Here is a 17230-nt window from a genome sequence, read left to right on the forward strand (position 1 = left end):
CCTTGCACCGCCCCCTGCTCCGATCACTTGGCTGCGATCGCGCCAATCGCCTTTTCCAGTTCTGCTGCCGGCACATAACCGCCGATGCGGCTGCCGTTGGACAGGAAGATCGTCGGCGTGCCGTTGATCTTCAGCTTCTGCCCCAGCGCGACGTTGCGATCGATCACACCCGTGTCGCAGTCCGCCGTTGCCGGCACCTTCGCGTCGACAATCCAGTCGCTCCAGGCTTTTGCCTTGTCCTTAGCACACCAGATATCACGCGACTTGGTCGTCGAATCGGGACTCAGGATCGGATACAGGAAGGTATAGACGGTCACGTCCTTCATCTGCGCGAGTTCCTTTCCGAGCCGTTTGCAGTAGCCGCAGTTCGGATCCTCGAAGGTGGCGATCACCCGCTTCCCGTTGCCTTTGACGTGCTTGATGGCCTGATCGAGCGGAAGCGTCGAAAAGTCGATGGCCGAAAGCTGGTTGAGCCGAAGCTGGGTCATGTCGCGACGGGTTTGAGCATCGATCACACGACCATCGACAATGAAGCTGACCTTTTCATCGGTGTACACGAGCTCGCCGCTCTTGAGCACAACTTCATAAAGCCCGGCGTATGGGGTACGCGCAACAGACTCGACTGCAGGCGCACCGACGAAGGCCTCCATACCTTTGCGCACGGAAGCTTCATCGGCATGCGCACCAGCGCCAAACAGGGACAGGCTCAGTGCAAGCGGAAGCGCACGGGCAAGGCCGGGAAAAGAAAACATCAGGATCTCCAGGAGTTAGAACTTTCCACTTACCGCGTATCGGGTGAGTGCGTTGGTTATGACCGGCAAACGATCGGTGAGGTTCATCCCGACATTGCGCAGCAAGGCCGACGCGGGATTACGACTCGCAAAGAGGCGGTTCAGGCCGTGGGTCGCATACTGCAGGAGGAAGGGTTCCTCTGCGCGCGCTCTGGCATAGCGCCGCAATACGCCATGGTCTCCGGCGCCCTGCCACGGCTTCAGCTCACCGAGCAGACTGGCAAGCATCCGGGCATCCTGGAAACCAAGATTGATGCCATGGCCGGAAAGGGGGTGGATGGCATGTGCGGCATCGCCGATCAGCGCGACGCGACGGCCGATCATGCTTTCGACCCGCATCAGCCGAAGTGGGAACGCGGCACGCGGCGACTCCATTTCAAACCGCCCGAGCCGCCGTCCACCGGCATCCGCGACCCGCTCGCAGAAGGACTCGTCGCTCATCGACATCAGATCGGCGGCGACGGCATCCGGGGCAGACCAGACGATTGAAATGCGATTGCCGGGCAAGGGCAACCACGCAAGCACGCCGTCGTCCCTGAACCATTGAAACGCAGTGCGCCGATGTTCTTGCTCGCAGCTCAGGTTGGCGACGACACCCATCTCGTCATACGCCTTCACGCTTGCCTTGATCCCCGACTGCTGGCGCACCCAGGAATCGCGTCCGTCGGCACCGACTAACAGCGCAGCGCTCAAGCGTCGTCCGTCATCGAGCACCAGCCTGGCTTCGGACTCGCTCACGTCGAGCGCGCCAGGATGCGCGGGCGCAAAGACCGTGACGTTGTGCTGGCGCTTGAGACTCTCCCACAGTTCGCAGTGAATCAGGCTTGACTCACCAATCCAGGCAAGTTCGGATAGCCCGCTCTGATAAGCGGAAAACTTTACGCAGCCATTGCCGTCGCCCTTGATGTCCATCCGCTCGACCGGGCACAGGCGGGCATGATCAAGCCGGTCCCAGACGCCAAGTTCGCGCATGAAATCCGCATTCGCCGGACTGTAGGCGTAGATCCGGGTATCCCATCCCGTTGGTCTGGCGGGCAGGCTGCTTTCCACCAGGGCAATCGACAGGCGGCTGGCGCGAAGAGCCACCGCAAGCGCCGCTCCCGCGAGCCCGCCACCAACAATGATCAGATCGAATTTCATGGCCCTTGCCGTCGCAATACAAGTCCGTGATTCTGCCCGATGACGCCGGTCAGGTCACGGAGATGGTGCCGTTGTGAGCCGTAGACGTCAAAAACCCCGCTGAGGATTATCTCAGCGGGGTTAAGCGTAGGGTTAGTCTGACGATGACCTACTTTCACGAGAACGAATCTCACTATCATCGGCGCGATCTTGTTTCACGGTCCTGTTCGGGATGGGAAGGGGTGGGACCAAGACGCTATGGTCGTCAGACTATGACTTGTCACCTGCGATTTGCAGGCCAAAGCGGGAAGAAGTATATGGGTGTTGTGATTGCGTCGATGGTTGGGCGGATTTGCTTCGTCCAACAACGAGTATCGACTGTTTTGTAAGGTTATAGGATCAAGCCTCACGGGCAATTAGTATCGGTTAGCTTAACGCATTACTGCGCTTCCACACCCGACCTATCAACGTGGTGGTCTTCCACGACCCTTCAGGGGGCTCTAGGCCCCAGGGAAGTCTCATCTTGAGGCGAGTTTCCCGCTTAGATGCTTTCAGCGGTTATCTCTTCCGCACTTAGCTACCCGGCGATGCGACTGGCGTCACAACCGGTACACCAGAGGTGCGTCCACTCCGGTCCTCTCGTACTAGGAGCAGGTCCACTCAAACTTCCAGCGCCCACGGCAGATAGGGACCAAACTGTCTCACGACGTTTTAAACCCAGCTCACGTACCACTTTAAATGGCGAACAGCCATACCCTTGGGACCGGCTACAGCCCCAGGATGTGATGAGCCGACATCGAGGTGCCAAACTCCGCCGTCGATGTGAACTCTTGGGCGGAATCAGCCTGTTATCCCCAGAGTACCTTTTATCCGTTGAGCGATGGCCCTTCCATACAGAACCACCGGATCACTATGTCCTGCTTTCGCACCTGCTCGACTTGTCGGTCTCGCAGTCAAGCCTCCTTTTGCCATTGCACTATCAGTACGATGTCCGACCGTACCTAGGAGACCTTCGAACTCCTCCGTTACCTTTTGGGAGGAGACCGCCCCAGTCAAACTGCCCACCATGCACTGTTCCCGACCCGGATTCACGGGCCTGGGTTAGAACCTCAACGACACCAGGGTGGTATTTCAAGGTTGGCTCCACGAGAACTAGCGTCCCCGCTTCAAAGCCTCCCACCTATCCTACACAAGTCCCGTCAAAGTCCAATGCAAAGCTACAGTAAAGGTTCATGGGGTCTTTCCGTCTAGCCGCGGGTAGATTGCATCTTCACAAACATTTCAACTTCGCTGAGTCTCAGGAGGAGACAGTGTGGCCATCGTTACGCCATTCGTGCAGGTCGGAACTTACCCGACAAGGAATTTCGCTACCTTAGGACCGTTATAGTTACGGCCGCCGTTTACCGGGGCTTCGATCAAGAGCTTGCACCCCATCACTTAACCTTCCGGCACCGGGCAGGCGTCACACCCTATACGTCCACTTTCGTGTTTGCAGAGTGCTGTGTTTTTAATAAACAGTCGCAGCCACCGATTCTCTGCGGCCCCTTCGCCCTTCGGATGTACTCCTACAAGCTACCGGGGCATACCTTCTCCCGAAGTTACGGTATCAATTTGCCGAGTTCCTTCTCCTGAGTTCTCTCAAGCGCCTTGGTATTTTCAACCTGCCCACCTGTGTCGGTTTGCGGTACGGTCGATTCTAGACTGAAGCTTAGAGGCTTTTCCTGGAAGCAGGGTATCAACCACTTCGTCTCACAAGGAGACTCGTCATCACGCCTCAGATAATCCCCGCGGATTTGCCTACGGGGTACTCCTACACGCTTAAACCAGGACTTCCAACACCCGGCTGGCCTAACCTTCTCCGTCCCCCCATCGCATCTAGAACCGGTACAGGAATATTGACCTGTTTCCCATCGACTACGCATTTCTGCCTCGCCTTAGGGGCCGACTCACCCTGCGCCGATGAACGTTGCGCAGGAAACCTTGGGCTTTCGGCGAGGGTGCTTTTCACACCCTTTATCGCTACTCATGTCAGCATTCGCACTTCCGATACCTCCAGCATCCCTCTCGAGACACCTTCGCAGGCTTACGGAACGCTCCCCTACCACGTGTCATAAGACACATCCGCAGCTTCGGTTCATGGCTTGAGCCCCGTTACATCTTCCGCGCAGGACGACTCGACTAGTGAGCTATTACGCTTTCTTTAAAGGGTGGCTGCTTCTAAGCCAACCTCCTAGCTGTCTATGCCTTCCCACTTCGTTTGCCACTTAGCCATGCATTTGGGACCTTAGCTGGCGGTCTGGGTTGTTTCCCTCTTGACAACGGACGTTAGCACCCGCTGTCTGTCTGCCGTATATCACTTTGCGGTATTCGGAGTTTGCTATCGCGGGGTAGATCGCATTGACCCCCCCAACGATTACAGTGCTCTACCCCCGCAAGTGTCCGTACGACGCACTACCTAAATAGTTTTCGGGGAGAACCAGCTATTTCCGGATTTGTTTAGCCTTTCACCCCTATCCACAGCTCATCCCCTAATTTTTCAACATTAGTGGGTTCGGACCTCCAGTGCGTGTTACCGCACCTTCATCCTGGCCATGGATAGATCATCCGGTTTCGGGTCTACGCCCAGAGACTATGTCGCCCTTATCAGACTCGCTTTCGCTACGCCTCCCCTATTCGGTTAAGCTCGCCACTGAACGTAAGTCGCTGACCCATTATACAAAAGGTACGCAGTCACCCCACAAGGAGGCTCCCACTGTTTGTATGCATGCGGTTTCAGGATCTATTTCACTCCCCTCCCGGGGTTCTTTTCGCCTTTCCCTCACGGTACTAGTTCACTATCGGTCGATCACGAGTATTTAGCCTTGGAGGATGGTCCCCCCATCTTCAGACAGGATTTCTCGTGTCCCGCCCTACTTGTCGCACGCTCAGACCCGCCACCTAATTTTCACATACGGGGCTATCACCCTGTGTTGCCGGACTTTCCAGACCGTTCTGCTAATTAGATGGTTTAGTCGTGCAGGCTGTTCCGTGTTCGCTCGCCACTACTTACGGAATCTCGGTTGATTTCTGTTCCTGCAGCTACTTAGATGTTTCAGTTCGCTGCGTTCGCCTCCACGTACCTATGTATTCAGTACGGGATACTCCTTGCGGAGTGGGTTTCCCCATTCGGATATCGGGGGATCAAAGCTCCATTGCCAGCTCCCCCCCGCTTTTCGCAGGCTTGCACGTCCTTCATCGCCTGTGATCGCCAAGGCATCCACCACATGCACTTAGTCGCTTGATCCTATAACCTTAGACCCTCAGACTTTCGCCCAAAGATCCGGTCACAGGTCGAACTCGTTTGTGCGAACCTCGTCGCGCCGCTGACACAGCACGCGAGATTCAATGCAATCACGCTACCCGTGCAACGCATCTACTGATACGCTGCACATATATATACTTCTTCCACTTTGTTAAAGAGCGAGCCAATCGAGAAGTTTGACCTTCCCGAGAAGTCAGGCATAAACACCAGAATCTTTCCTGGCCATGCATGACTGACTTCTCGAACCTCGTTGTGTGTCTGACTACTGTCTGACTAGCGTCTGGTTTGCATCAGATACTGGTGGAGCTTGTCGGGATCGAACCGACGACCTACGGCTTGCAAAGCCGCCGCTCTCCCAGCTGAGCTAAAGCCCCATTCTGACCAACGCACCTTCGATAGTTTGGTGGGTCTGGTTGGGTTCGAACCAACGACCCCCGCCTTATCAAGACGGTGCTCTAACCAGCTGAGCTACAGACCCTCACACTCGAGGCTCTTCGCTTGAACAACCGATAAGTTGTGGATACTTGACCACTGCGACCTTTCTCTTGAAAGGAGGTGATCCAGCCGCACCTTCCGATACGGCTACCTTGTTACGACTTCACCCCAGTCATGAATCTCACCGTGGTAAGCGCCCCCCCGAAGGTTAAGCTACCTACTTCTGGTGAAACCCACTCCCATGGTGTGACGGGCGGTGTGTACAAGACCCGGGAACGTATTCACCGCAGCATGCTGATCTGCGATTACTAGCGATTCCGACTTCACGTAGTCGAGTTGCAGACTACGATCCGGACTACGATCGGCTTTAAGAGATTAGCTCCACCTCGCGGCTTGGCAACCCTCTGTACCGACCATTGTATGACGTGTGAAGCCCTACCCATAAGGGCCATGAGGACTTGACGTCATCCCCACCTTCCTCCGGTTTGTCACCGGCAGTCTCATTAGAGTGCCCAACTAAATGATGGCAACTAATGACAAGGGTTGCGCTCGTTGCGGGACTTAACCCAACATCTCACGACACGAGCTGACGACAGCCATGCAGCACCTGTGTTCTGGCTCCCGAAGGCACCAAGTGATCTCTCACAAGTTCCAGACATGTCAAGGGTAGGTAAGGTTTTTCGCGTTGCATCGAATTAATCCACATCATCCACCGCTTGTGCGGGTCCCCGTCAATTCCTTTGAGTTTTAACCTTGCGGCCGTACTCCCCAGGCGGTCAACTTCACGCGTTAGCTGCGTTACTCAGAAAGTTACCTCTCCGAACAACTAGTTGACATCGTTTAGGGCGTGGACTACCAGGGTATCTAATCCTGTTTGCTCCCCACGCTTTCGTGCATGAGCGTCAGTACAGGCCCAGGGGGCTGCCTTCGCCATCGGTGTTCCTCCACATATCTACGCATTTCACTGCTACACGTGGAATTCCACCCCCCTCTGCCGTACTCTAGCCTTGCAGTCACAAACGCAGTTCCCAGGTTAAGCCCGGGGATTTCACATCTGTCTTACAAAACCGCCTGCGCACGCTTTACGCCCAGTAATTCCGATTAACGCTCGCACCCTACGTATTACCGCGGCTGCTGGCACGTAGTTAGCCGGTGCTTCTTGTCAAGGTACCGTCATCCGACAAGGATATTAGCCTTGCCGTTTTCTTCCCTTGCGAAAGAGCTTTACAACCCGAAGGCCTTCTTCACTCACGCGGCATGGCTGGATCAGGCTTGCGCCCATTGTCCAAAATTCCCCACTGCTGCCTCCCGTAGGAGTCTGGGCCGTGTCTCAGTCCCAGTGTGGCGGATCATCCTCTCAGACCCGCTACAGATCGTCGCCTTGGTGAGCCTTTACCCCACCAACTAGCTAATCTGACATCGGCCACTCCAATCACGTGAGGTCCTAAGATCCCCCACTTTCCCCCTCAGGGCGTATGCGGTATTAGCTACGCTTTCGCGTAGTTATCCCCCATGACTGGGCATGTTCCGATGCATTACTCACCCGTTCGCCACTCGCCGGCAGGTGCAAGCACCCCCGCTGCCGTTCGACTTGCATGTGTAAAGCATGCCGCCAGCGTTCAATCTGAGCCAGGATCAAACTCTTAAGTTTAATCCTACAAAGTACTCAAAATCATTTTACTGACATATGAGCACCTAATCTTTGTGAAACTCAAAACTGCCTAAGCAGTTTCATGGTCACAGCAATCAAGCACCCACACTTATCGATTGTTCAATTTTTTAAAGAACCGCTGCAGTTCCTGCAGCAGAGAAGCGAGATTATGATCAACTTAACTTATCTCGTCAACCCCTGTTTTCGCTTTATTTCAAAACCGCCGAAACAACTAAAACAGAAATCCGCTTCAAAAACACCTGCAAAAACAACCGCTTTCCTGCCATCACCCCGTTTCGCTCATTGCGTTTCGCGGTGAAGAGGTGCGCATTATAGACACCCCATGAACTAATGCAAGTGGAAAATGAAAATAAATCGTCAAAAGATCAAAATCATTCGTCTGGTGGCATGAATCCGCCGCCACCGGCGAAGTTTTCGAAGCGCGTATATTCACCAAAGAAGGTCATGCGCACGGTGCCGGTCGGGCCGTTCCGGTGTTTGCCGATAATCAATTCGGCTGTACCTTTGTCTGGCGAATCAGGGTTATAGACCTCATCTCGATAAATAAACATGATGATGTCAGCGTCCTGCTCGATCGCGCCCGACTCTCGCAAGTCAGACATCACGGGGCGTTTGTTCGGCCGCTGCTCCAGGCTTCGGTTGAGCTGCGACAGCGCGATGATCGGCACATGCAGTTCTTTTGCCAGCGACTTTACCGAGCGCGAGATCTCGGAAAGCTCGGAGGCGCGGTTGTCGCTGTCCCGCGTACCGCTCATAAGCTGCAGGTAGTCGATCACGATCAAGCCCAGGCGGCCACACTGCCGCGCCAAGCGCCGGGCCCTTGCCCGCAGGTCGATCGGATTGAGACCAGGCGTCTCGTCTATATAGAGGGGCGCATCATAGAGCTTGCCCATTGCCACGGTCAGGCGCTGCCAGTCGTCGTCGGTCAGCCGACCGCTGCGGATCTTCTGCATGTCGATGCGGCCGACAGAGGCAATAAAACGGGTTGCCAGTTGCGTGCCCGGCATTTCCATCGAAAAGATGGCGACCGGCAGGCGCTGCTCGACCGCCACGTGCTCGGCGACGTTCAGCGCAAAGGTGGTCTTGCCCATTGCAGGGCGCCCCGCCACGATCAGCATGTCCGAAGGCTGCAGACCCGAAGTCTTGGCATCGAGATCAGCAAAGCCTGAGGGCACACCGGTCACCTCGGAAGCACTGTCGCGGTCATAGAGCTCCTGCACCCGATCCACGACTTGCTTCAGAATCGGCTGAATGACCTGAAAGCCGGTCGTATTCCGGGCACCGGCTTCTGCGATCTCGAACACCCGCGCCTCAGCCTCGTCCAGCAGCATCTTCGCGTCCTTGCCCGAGGGGCTGAGCGCACTGGCCGCAATATTGTCGCCAACGGCCACCAGCTTGCGCAGGATGGCACGCTCGCGAACGATCTCCGCGTAGCGCCGGATGTTTGCTGCCGACGGGGTGTTGTTGGCGATTTCTGCCAGGTAGGACAGACCGCCGGCCTGCTCGGCCTCGCCGTTCTTTTCCAGCGACTCGAATACGGTCACCACGTCTGCGGGTTTTCCGAAGTCGATCAGCTTGGAAATGTGCCGATAGATACGCCGATGGTCGTCGCGGTAGAAGTCGGCCTCGTTCACGAGGTCCGCCACCCGCTCCCAGGACGAGTTGTCGAGCAATATGCCACCGATGAGCGACTGCTCCGCCTCAAGTGAATGGGGCGGCAGCTTGATGGCCGCCATCTGGGGGTCCAGCGCGTCGTCGGGGAACCTGCGGGAAGTCGCCATGGGGAGCCTGACCGAAGTCGATTAGCGTAAATAGGGCATTCTAAAAACAAAGGGGCTGCCTAGGCAGCCCCTTCGGGATCGCAAACTGCTGCGATTAATGCTCGCCCAGCACCGAAACGGTAATGGAGACCGTCACGTCGGCGTGAAGGGCAACCTCGAGCTGCGTATCACCGATCTGCTTCAGGTGACCCTGCGGCATGCGGATCGAGGAGCGATCGATTTCGAAGCCCTGAGCAGCGACCGCCTCAGCCACGTCGATGTTGCTGACGGAACCGAACAGGCGACCGTCCATACCGGCCTTGCGGGTGATCTGAACCATCAGACCGTCGAGCTTGGCGCCGAGAGCCTGAGCGGCTTCCAGCTTTTCGGCTTGCAGACGCTCGAGTTCAGCGCGACGCGCTTCGAACTCGGCCATGTTGTTCGCCGTAGCGCGCTTGGCCAGACCCTGGGGGATCAGGTAGTTGCGTGCGTAGCCGTCCTTGACCTTGACCACATCGCCCAGACCGCCGAGCTTGCCCACTTTTTCGAGAAGAATGATTTGCATGATCTCTGTCCTCTCTTACTGGTGCAGGTCGGTGTAAGGCATCAGTGCCAGGAAGCGCGCGCGCTTCACGGCAACCGACAGCTGACGCTGGTAACCGGCCTTGGTGCCAGTGATACGTGCCGGCATGATCTTGGCGTTTTCGGTGATGAAGTCCTTAAGGATGTCCACATCCTTGTAGTCGACTTCTTCGATCTTCTCCGCGGTGAAGCGGCAGAACTTGCGACGCTTGAACAGACCACGATTACCGCGATCGTCCTTCTTCTTGAACTTGGACTTGGGCTTGAAAGCCATTTCAGTTTCCTTCTACAAATTCGATCTTGTTCAGATGCAGTACCGGAGCGCGGCTGCGAAGACTCTTCGCTGCCAGAAAGCCCGTCACTGTCACGTTCACTCCGGGGCCGGCATTCGCCAGAACACTGGCGAGATCACCAACGGCCACTGCCTGCAATTCCACCGAAACGTCGCGATCCAGTCCGGATTCACGCTGCCTCGATTCGTGGGTCAGCACACATCCCGCTACCGGCACACCTGCTGGCGTTCGCCGCAGGGGGAGGAGTTCGGCGATGCGCGCCGTCAGGCGCAGCTCGTTCAGCCCCGCCTCAGCCACCTCAGGCCGAAGCGGACTCGGAGGCTTCTGCAGGCTTGGCTTCTTCGGCAGCAGCCGGAGCGGTCAGCGAGCGGGACTTCTCTTCCTTCATCATCGGCGACGGCGTGGTAACAGCCTTCTTCGTCTTGATGGTCAGGTGACGCAGCACTGCATCGTTGAACTTGAAGGCGTGCTCGAGTTCGGCCAGCGCTTCACCGTCGCACTCGATGTTCATGAGTACGTAGTGAGCCTTGTGCACCTTCTGGATCGGGTAGGCCAGCTGACGGCGGCCCCAGTCTTCGAGGCGGTGGATCTGACCCGTGCGGGCGGTAACGATCGTCTTGTAACGATCGATCATCGCCGGGACCTGTTCGGACTGGTCCGGGTGGACGATGAATACGATTTCGTAGTGTCGCATGCAAACTCCTTGCGGTTGTTGAAAGTCAGCCCCCCGGCATGCGAAACCGGTGGAGCAAGGTGAAGCGCGGAATAGTAACAAGAACCGCTGAAAAAACAAAGGCCGTCGACGCGAAATGTCAAGCGCCCGACGCAGGGTCCGTCAAGCCTGCTTACACTCTCAACGCACGTCCCGAAGCGGCCTCACCTAGTATCGGCGCATCAGGCTCAAGCCCTGAAACGACGACAACAAACCTGAGGCAAGACCATGAAATCGACACCCAAACGCCTGCTTGCCACGCTGCTATGTGCCGGACTGATGGCGGCAGGCGGTGCTGCCGATGCCCACGACGACGATGACCGTGGCTGGTCCAAGAGCGAGCGCAAGGCGTACAAGCACTATCAGCGCTACCACCGGCACGATCACTCCGACAGGCGGACAGTCATCCGCGAACGCGTGGTTGTTCGGGAAGTCCCGCGCTATTACCGCGAACGCGAAGTGCGTGAGTACTACTACGCTCCGCCCGTACGTAGCTACAGCCGGGAACCGGCGGTCGTGATCGGGGTGAATATTCCGCCTATCGTGATTCCCTTCAGGTAACAACCTGCAGCCGGCCGCAGCGCTTCAGCGCGGCCGGCTGTCCCATATCTTCTGCAGACGCTTTACTGACACCGGCATCGGCGTCTTAAGCTCCTGCGCAAAAAGGCCGACACGCAATTCCTCCAGCAACCAGCGGAAGGACTCCAGCTGCGGGTCGGTCACGCCGGCACGACGCTTTGCGATCAGCTCGCGTTCCCAGGTCTGGGCGAGCGCTTTCCAGTCGTTCATCAACTGCGCATCGCGCGCCGGATTGTTACGGAGTTTATCGAGACGGATCGACGCCGCCTTCAGATAGCGCGGGAACTGTGCAAGATGCTCCCACTGATAGGCCACGAGGAAATTCTTTGGCAACAGGCCGGCAATCTGCGCCTGCAGGTCAGCAACCACATCCGGAAATGCCTTCAGGCCAAGGAGGCGCTTCTGCAAGGTCGCGTTCTCGGTCAGCAACTGGCCGGCCAGACGCATGAACTCCTGCGCCACCAGGCTCACCCGGGACTTGGCTTCCGTGCAGCGCAGCTCGAACGCGGCCTGATCCACCGGCAACGGCTCCAGCAGACAGCAACGCGTCAGGGTCGCCTCCACCAGACGCGCCTTCAGCTCGGCCTCGGTACCGAAGCTCATGTACTGCAGTGCCAGCTCGCGCAAGCCCGGCAGACGCTCGATGGCGCGTACCTGATCCTTGAGCGTCAGCGCGAACAACCGGGTCAGCCCCGCCCGATGCACCCGCGCGGCCTCCTCCGGGGTGTCGTAGGGGCGCAAGGACACACTATCACCGTCGTCATGCAGGGCGGGAAAACCGATTACATCCCGTCCCGCGACCCTGAGTTCGAGCAGTTCGGGCAGTGCGCCGAAGCTCCACGAAGTCACGCCGGCCAGTGCGGAACCGGCTGCCGGAGCGTTCGCACCTTCGTCCTTTCCGCTTGTGGATGAGCCGCGCTCGTCCGCTTGCCGCGTCGACGCCCCGCCCTTTTCCCTGCGAGGCTTCCCGTCCCCACCGTCTGCGGCAGGAGCGGCCACGGCGCCCGCCGCTTCAAGCGCACCAGCAAGCGCGCCGTCGATCTTTGCGGCCTTGAAGCGCGCCGCCACCTGGTCGCGGAAACGCGCGCGCAACTCGGACAGATTGCGTGACTGTCCCATCACTCGCCCATGCTCGTCGATCACCCGCAGGTTCATGAAGCAATGGGGCTTGAGGTTCTCAAGGCGAAAACTCTCGAGCGGCAGTTTGAGCTGAACCCGATCCTCGACAAAGCGCTGCAGCATGCGCAACAGCGGCTCATCGGTATCGAAAGCGCCGGCGTCGAAATCGGCCATGAAGGCGGCCGCACTCTCGTTCATCGGCTGCAGGCGATGGCGGTGCTTTTGCGGCACGGTCTTGAGCAGCGCGGTGATCTTCTCTTCGAGGAGGCCGGGCACCAGCCATTCGCAGCGGTTGGCCGGGATCTGGTTAAGCATGGCCAGCGGCACGGTCAGCGTTACGCCGTCGTCCGCATCGCCGGGCTGGTGGAGGTAGCTCAGGGTCAGCTTCTGCCCCAGAACCTCGAATCGGGTCGGAAAGCGCTCGGTGGTGATCCCTTCCGCCTCGTGCCGCATGAGCTGATCGCGCGACAGGTAAAGCAGTTTGGGCTCGGTCTTCTCCGCCGTCTTGCGCCAGGCCTCGAAGCTGGCGAGGTCATCGACCCCGGGCGGAATCAGACTGTCGTAGAAAGCCTCGATCAGGGTTTCGTCGACCAGCACGTCCGGCCGCCGCGATTTGTGCTCCAGGCGTTCGATCTCGGCCACCAGACGCTGGTTGTGCGACAGGAAGCCCATGCTGCGGACAGCGCCATCGGCGATTTCGCCCGCCACCAGCCCCTCGCGAATGAACAACTCGCGGCACAGCGCGGGATCGGTATCGCGGTAGCTCACGCCGCGCCGCGGGTAGAGCACGAGCCCGTAAAGCGTGCCACGCTCCCACGCACGGACCGCACCCGAGGTTTTCGACCAGTGCGGCTCGAACATCTGGGTGCGCAGCAGGTGTGCCCCCACCTCTTCCACCCATTCGGGCTCGATGCGGGCAATGCAACGTCCGAACAGGCGCGAGGTCTCGACCTGCTCGGCGCACATGATCCACTTGCCAGCCTTCTTCGCCAGCGCCGAACCGGGATGTGGCCAGAACTTGATGCCGCGCGCGCCGAGATAACTGCCGGCCTGCGGGCCTGAGGCATCCTCGACCTTGCAGCCGATGTTGCCGAGCAGCCCGGCCAGCAGCGCCTTGTGAATGGTCTCGTAGTTGGCGGGGAGCTGGTTCTCCTTCCAGCCGTGCTCGGCACACAGCGCGTGCAACTGGGTAAACACGTCGCGCCACTCGCGCATCCGCATCCACGACAGGAAGTGCTGCTTGCACCACGCCTTCTGCTTGCCGGCCGATTCGTGGCGCTGGAGCTCGTCCCACGCCTTCCACAGGTGCAGATACCAGAGAAACTCCGAGCGCTGGTCCTGCTCGCCGCCACGGAACTTCGCATGCGCCTGATCGGCACCACCCGGCCCTTCCTGCGGACGCTCGCGCGGGTCCTGCACCGACAGCGCAGCGGCGATCACCAGCAGCTCGGCCAGGCAGCCACGATCGCGCGCCGCCAGGATCATGCGTCCGATGCGGGGGTCGAGCGGCAGCTTGGCCAGCTCGACCCCGCTCGGCGTGAGCCTGCGCTCGTCGTCATCGGTCACTGCGCCGAGTTCGGCGAGCAGCGCATAGCCATCGCCGATGAGGCGCGAGCCGGGCGCGTCGATGAAAGGAAAGTCTTCCACCGCGCCCAGGCGCAGCGACTTCATGCGCAGGATCACGCCCGCCAGCGAGGAGCGCAGGATCTCCGGATCGGTGTGCGCCTGACGCTTGGCAAAGTCGTCCTCGTCGTAGAGCCGGAAGCAGACGCCGTCCATCACCCGGCCGCAACGCCCTGCACGCTGCTGCGCCGCCGACTGGGCGATCTTCTCGATCTGCAACTGCTCGACCTTGTTGCGCGGCGAGTAGCGTTTGACCCGCGCCAGGCCGGTATCGACCACATAGCGGATGCCGGGGACGGTCAGCGAGGTCTCGGCGACGTTGGTCGACAGCACCACGCGGCGCCCCTTCGACGGCGAGAACACCCTGGCCTGGTCCTGTGCCGACTGGCGCGCGAACAGGGACAGGATTTCGGTGCCGGGCAGATGCTGTGCCTTGCGCAAGGCCTCGGCGGCTTCACGGATCTCGCGCTCGCCGGGCAGAAACACCAGCACGTCGCCCGGTCCGCTGCGCTGCGCCTCATCAACCGCATCCACGATCGCGTCGAGCAGGTCGCGCCCCTTGTTCCTGCGTGGGGGTGGGCGCTCGCCCGCGCGCGGCGCCGGCTTCGCCCCTTCCTTCGCATCTTCCTCTTCCACCGGACGGTAATGCATGGTGATCGGATACAGGCGGCCCGACACCTCGATCACCGGCGCCGGCTTGCCTGCGGCGTCGGCAAAATGGCGCGCAAAACGATCGGCATCGAGCGTTGCCGAGGTCACGATCACCTTGAGATCGGGCCGCTTGGGCAACAGGGTGCGCAGATAGCCGAGCAGGAAGTCGATGTTCAGGCTGCGCTCGTGCGCCTCGTCGATGATCAGGGTGTCATAGGCGGCGAGCAGCGGATCGGTCTGGGTTTCGGCCAGCAGAATGCCGTCGGTCATCAGCTTGATGTGGCTGGATGCGGTGAGCTTGTCAGTGAAGCGGATCTTGTAGCCCACCGCCTGGCCGAGCGGGCTGTTGAGCTCCTGCGCGATGCGCGAAGCCGTGGCCCGTGCCGCCAGCCGCCGCGGCTGGGTGTGACCGATCAGACCCGCTGCACCGCGCCCCAGCGTCATGCAGATCTTGGGCAGCTGAGTGGTCTTGCCCGAACCGGTCTCACCACAGACGATGATGACCTGGTGGGCCACCAGCGCCTCGGCAATCTCGTCGCGTCGCGCCGACACCGGCAGCTCGGGCGGAAACTCCGGCCTGGGCAGGGCCGCCTGGCGCGCAGCCAGCGCGGTGCGCGAGCGTGCCAGCAGGGCGTCGAACGCATCCTGCAGCTTCTTCTTGCGCTCGTCGGCGCCGCGGCGCAGGTCGCGCGCCATGCGCCGCAGCCGGGGGCGGTCGATGCTGAGGCAGTCATCGAAAGCGGGCATGCCCGCAGCGGCAGGCAAACTGGTGTGTCTGTTCATTTATGCTCTTGATGCTGCACGACATGGCGCGGTGCAAGCGCACGTACCCGCGGTGCAGTCCGGTCTGATGCGTTGGTGCCGCGGAACGAGCCGACGGCGACGGAATGGCCTGCATTATCCCAGCACCACGGCCGAGTGACAGCACCGGCTTTGCCGCGCCTCGCTATACTCGCCCGATGCCAGCCGCCTCCACCATGCCGGACGCCCCCGCCAACGCGTACCCGAAGCTTCGAAGCCACCTGTTCGATGACTCGGGCGGCGTCGGCTACCACCTGCGTGCGCTGCGCCACCGCCACACGCTGTGGGCACCTTTCATCGCCCAGGTCGCGGGCTGGCTGAACGCCTGGCAGGCACCGACTGCGCATCTCGTCATCATCGGGCCATCAGGCGGATACGCACTCGACGAGGCCTTTCTCGAGCGCTTCGCTCGCATCACCGTGCTCGAACCAGACCCGCTTGCCCGCCTGATCCTGAGCCGACGTTTTCCGGGCCTGCGCATCGAGCACGGCGAGCTCGACTGCCTGTCGGGGCGTGAAGGCCCGCAATGGCTTGCCCGCCTGTACCCCGGGGCCAGCCTGCTGTTCGCCAATGTCCTCGGCCAGTCGCCTGCGCTCACGGAGGACCCGCGCTGGACCGACGGCCTGCGCGCTGCGCTGCAGGCGCATCACTGGGCCAGCTGGCACGACGTCCTGTCGGCCGCCACCCCGCCGCTGGCCGACACCGACCGCCCCCTAGAGCCCGCTGCAGACATCACCACCCTGGCGACACGCTGCTGGCGCTGGCCCACCGAAGTTTGCGACCACGACAGTTTCGGCCTGGCCGGCCGCCAGGACGGCCTCGCCTTGTGGCAGCTGAGTTCCGCACAGTGGCAGATCGTGGAATGGGGCGCTCACGCCCCCTGAAACTGCGCACGAATGCAAACCGTGCTGTGCGACCCTGCCGCCGAGTGCGACAATCCCGGTTCCGCTCCCGCCGACGCCAAGATCATGCCTGCCCTGCCGATTGCCGCCATCCTGTACACGCCCGAGGACAACATCGAAGCCCTGCTGGTACGCATCGCCAGAACGCTGGCCGAGCGCGGCGTCCGCCTGGGGGGCGTCATCCAGCATGACATCGCCACCGCGATCAACGATCCATGCGCAATGGAGCTCGAGGATTTGTGCAATGGCGAACGCTTTTCACTGTCGCAGGAGCTCGGCAGCGGCTCTGAAGCCTGCCGCCTCGATCCCGCCGCGCTCGCCCACGCCTCGGTCGCGGTACGCGCCGCAGTCGATCAGGGCGCACAGCTGGTCATGATCAACAAGTTCGGTGCACAGGAGGCCAATGGCGACGGCCTGCGCGATGAGATGGGCTTCGCCGTGGTCTCGGGCACACCCTTGCTGACGGCGGTGGGCAAACGTTTCCTGCCCGAATGGGAGGCGTTTACCGGCGGCGACGGCTGCCTGCTCGAACCGAGCTTCGACAGCGTCATCGCGTGGTGGGACGAACTGGCCCAGTCGAACTGACATGGACTGCCGCCCCGGCTGCGCCGCCTGCTGCATCGCACCGTCAATCTCCAGCCCGATTCCGGGCATGCCACAGGGCAAGCCGGCTGGCGTACGCTGCATCCAGCTCGACGCGGCCGATCGCTGCAAACTCTTCGGTTCGCCCGACAGGCCGCGCGTTTGCGGCAGCCTTCCGCCCGAACCCGAGATGTGCGGAGACAGCCGCGACAGCGCGATCCGCTGGCTGACACAGCTTGAACGGCAGACTTCGGCCACCGCGCACTGAAGTTTTGCCGCACTGCAACACTCAACCCTTATAATCAGGC

Annotated in this window: 12 protein-coding genes, 2 tRNA genes and 3 rRNA genes; 4 read left to right on the plus strand and 13 right to left on the minus strand. The window is 60.1% G+C overall.

All coding sequences use genetic code 11. The features are described 5' to 3' along the window. Positions 1-23: 23 nt before the first annotated feature. From CEW87_RS04465 to rpsF, 12 genes are all read right to left on the minus strand, one after another. Positions 24-752, minus strand: a complete 729-nt coding sequence (locus CEW87_RS04465; protein ID WP_108949749.1) for a DsbC family protein — start codon at positions 750-752, stop codon at positions 24-26. A 15-nt stretch (positions 753-767) separates the two neighbouring features. After that, positions 768-1931 (minus strand): UbiH/UbiF family hydroxylase, encoded by a 1164-nt coding sequence (locus tag CEW87_RS04470; protein WP_108971639.1) that lies wholly within the window; start codon positions 1929-1931, stop codon positions 768-770. Positions 1932-2066: 135 nt separating this feature from the next. After that, a 5S ribosomal RNA gene (rrf, locus tag CEW87_RS04475) occupies positions 2067-2180 on the minus strand. A 125-nt stretch (positions 2181-2305) separates the two neighbouring features. Continuing rightward, positions 2306-5193 (minus strand): 23S ribosomal RNA (locus CEW87_RS04480). A gap of 316 nt (positions 5194-5509) precedes the next feature. Beyond that, a tRNA-Ala gene (locus tag CEW87_RS04485) sits at positions 5510-5585 on the minus strand. Between the two features lie 27 nt (positions 5586-5612). Next, positions 5613-5689: transfer RNA gene (locus CEW87_RS04490), tRNA-Ile, on the minus strand. 70 nt (positions 5690-5759) lie between these two features. Further along, positions 5760-7297: ribosomal RNA gene (locus CEW87_RS04495) — 16S ribosomal RNA — on the minus strand. Together the 16S, 23S and 5S rRNA genes with 2 tRNA genes alongside form the textbook arrangement of a ribosomal RNA operon. Before the next feature lie 392 nt (positions 7298-7689). Further along, positions 7690-9099: a replicative DNA helicase gene (gene dnaB / locus CEW87_RS04500; RefSeq protein ID WP_108971640.1), complete on the minus strand. Its 1410-nt coding sequence runs from the start codon at positions 9097-9099 to the stop codon at positions 7690-7692. A gap of 94 nt (positions 9100-9193) precedes the next feature. Continuing rightward, complete coding sequence (gene rplI / locus CEW87_RS04505; protein ID WP_108971641.1) at positions 9194-9643, minus strand: 50S ribosomal protein L9; 450 nt, start codon at positions 9641-9643, stop codon at positions 9194-9196. A 15-nt stretch (positions 9644-9658) separates the two neighbouring features. Next, positions 9659-9934, minus strand: a complete 276-nt coding sequence (gene rpsR / locus CEW87_RS04510; RefSeq protein ID WP_108949753.1) for a 30S ribosomal protein S18 — start codon at positions 9932-9934, stop codon at positions 9659-9661. 1 nt (position 9935) lies between these two features. Beyond that, positions 9936-10250, minus strand: a complete 315-nt coding sequence (gene priB, locus CEW87_RS04515; RefSeq protein ID WP_108949754.1) for a primosomal replication protein N — start codon at positions 10248-10250, stop codon at positions 9936-9938. Position 10251: 1 nt separating this feature from the next. Then, a complete protein-coding gene (gene rpsF / locus CEW87_RS04520) occupies positions 10252-10647 on the minus strand; it encodes a 30S ribosomal protein S6 (protein ID WP_108949755.1) in 396 nt (131 codons plus the stop codon). A gap of 246 nt (positions 10648-10893) precedes the next feature. Here rpsF and CEW87_RS04525 point away from each other — a divergent pair, with 246 nt between their 5' ends. Next, on the plus strand, positions 10894-11226 hold the full coding sequence (locus CEW87_RS04525; RefSeq protein WP_108949756.1) for a hypothetical protein: 333 nt from the start codon (positions 10894-10896) through the stop codon (positions 11224-11226). Between the two features lie 24 nt (positions 11227-11250). Here CEW87_RS04525 and hrpA read toward each other — a convergent pair whose 3' ends face one another. Beyond that, positions 11251-15333 (minus strand): ATP-dependent RNA helicase HrpA, encoded by a 4083-nt coding sequence (hrpA, locus tag CEW87_RS04530; RefSeq protein WP_234421731.1) that lies wholly within the window; start codon positions 15331-15333, stop codon positions 11251-11253. Positions 15334-15614: 281 nt separating this feature from the next. Here hrpA and CEW87_RS04535 point away from each other — a divergent pair, with 281 nt between their 5' ends. From CEW87_RS04535 to CEW87_RS04545, 3 genes are all read left to right on the plus strand, one after another. After that, positions 15615-16322, plus strand: a complete 708-nt coding sequence (locus CEW87_RS04535; protein ID WP_108971642.1) for a hypothetical protein — start codon at positions 15615-15617, stop codon at positions 16320-16322. A gap of 84 nt (positions 16323-16406) precedes the next feature. Then, on the plus strand, positions 16407-16925 hold the full coding sequence (locus tag CEW87_RS04540) for a DUF2478 domain-containing protein (protein WP_108976921.1): 519 nt from the start codon (positions 16407-16409) through the stop codon (positions 16923-16925). 1 nt (position 16926) lies between these two features. Continuing rightward, complete coding sequence (locus CEW87_RS04545; RefSeq protein ID WP_108971643.1) at positions 16927-17190, plus strand: YkgJ family cysteine cluster protein; 264 nt, start codon at positions 16927-16929, stop codon at positions 17188-17190. Positions 17191-17230 lie beyond the last annotated feature (40 nt).

Origin of the sequence: Parazoarcus communis (genome assembly GCF_003111665.1) — a bacterium.
Lineage (GTDB): Bacteria > Pseudomonadota > Gammaproteobacteria > Burkholderiales > Rhodocyclaceae > Parazoarcus > Parazoarcus communis_B.

Bases quoted from the DNA above. Each gene is read 5' to 3' on its own strand.
- CEW87_RS04540 (WP_108976921.1), top strand. From the start codon at position 16,407: ATGCCTGCCCTGCCGATTGCCGCCATCCTGTACACGCCCGAGGACAAC.
- CEW87_RS04535 (WP_108971642.1), top strand. From the start codon at position 15,615: ATGCCGGACGCCCCCGCCAACGCGTACCCGAAGCTTCGAAGCCACCTG.
- rplI (WP_108971641.1), bottom strand. From the start codon at position 9,643: ATGCAAATCATTCTTCTCGAAAAAGTGGGCAAGCTCGGCGGTCTGGGC.
- rpsR (WP_108949753.1), bottom strand. From the start codon at position 9,934: ATGGCTTTCAAGCCCAAGTCCAAGTTCAAGAAGAAGGACGATCGCGGT.
- dnaB (WP_108971640.1), bottom strand. From the start codon at position 9,099: ATGGCGACTTCCCGCAGGTTCCCCGACGACGCGCTGGACCCCCAGATG.
- CEW87_RS04545 (WP_108971643.1), top strand. From the start codon at position 16,927: ATGGACTGCCGCCCCGGCTGCGCCGCCTGCTGCATCGCACCGTCAATC.
- CEW87_RS04525 (WP_108949756.1), top strand. From the start codon at position 10,894: ATGAAATCGACACCCAAACGCCTGCTTGCCACGCTGCTATGTGCCGGA.
- hrpA (WP_234421731.1), bottom strand. From the start codon at position 15,333: ATGGCGCGCGACCTGCGCCGCGGCGCCGACGAGCGCAAGAAGAAGCTG.
- CEW87_RS04465 (WP_108949749.1), bottom strand. From the start codon at position 752: ATGTTTTCTTTTCCCGGCCTTGCCCGTGCGCTTCCGCTTGCACTGAGC.
- rpsF (WP_108949755.1), bottom strand. From the start codon at position 10,647: ATGCGACACTACGAAATCGTATTCATCGTCCACCCGGACCAGTCCGAA.
- CEW87_RS04470 (WP_108971639.1), bottom strand. From the start codon at position 1,931: ATGAAATTCGATCTGATCATTGTTGGTGGCGGGCTCGCGGGAGCGGCG.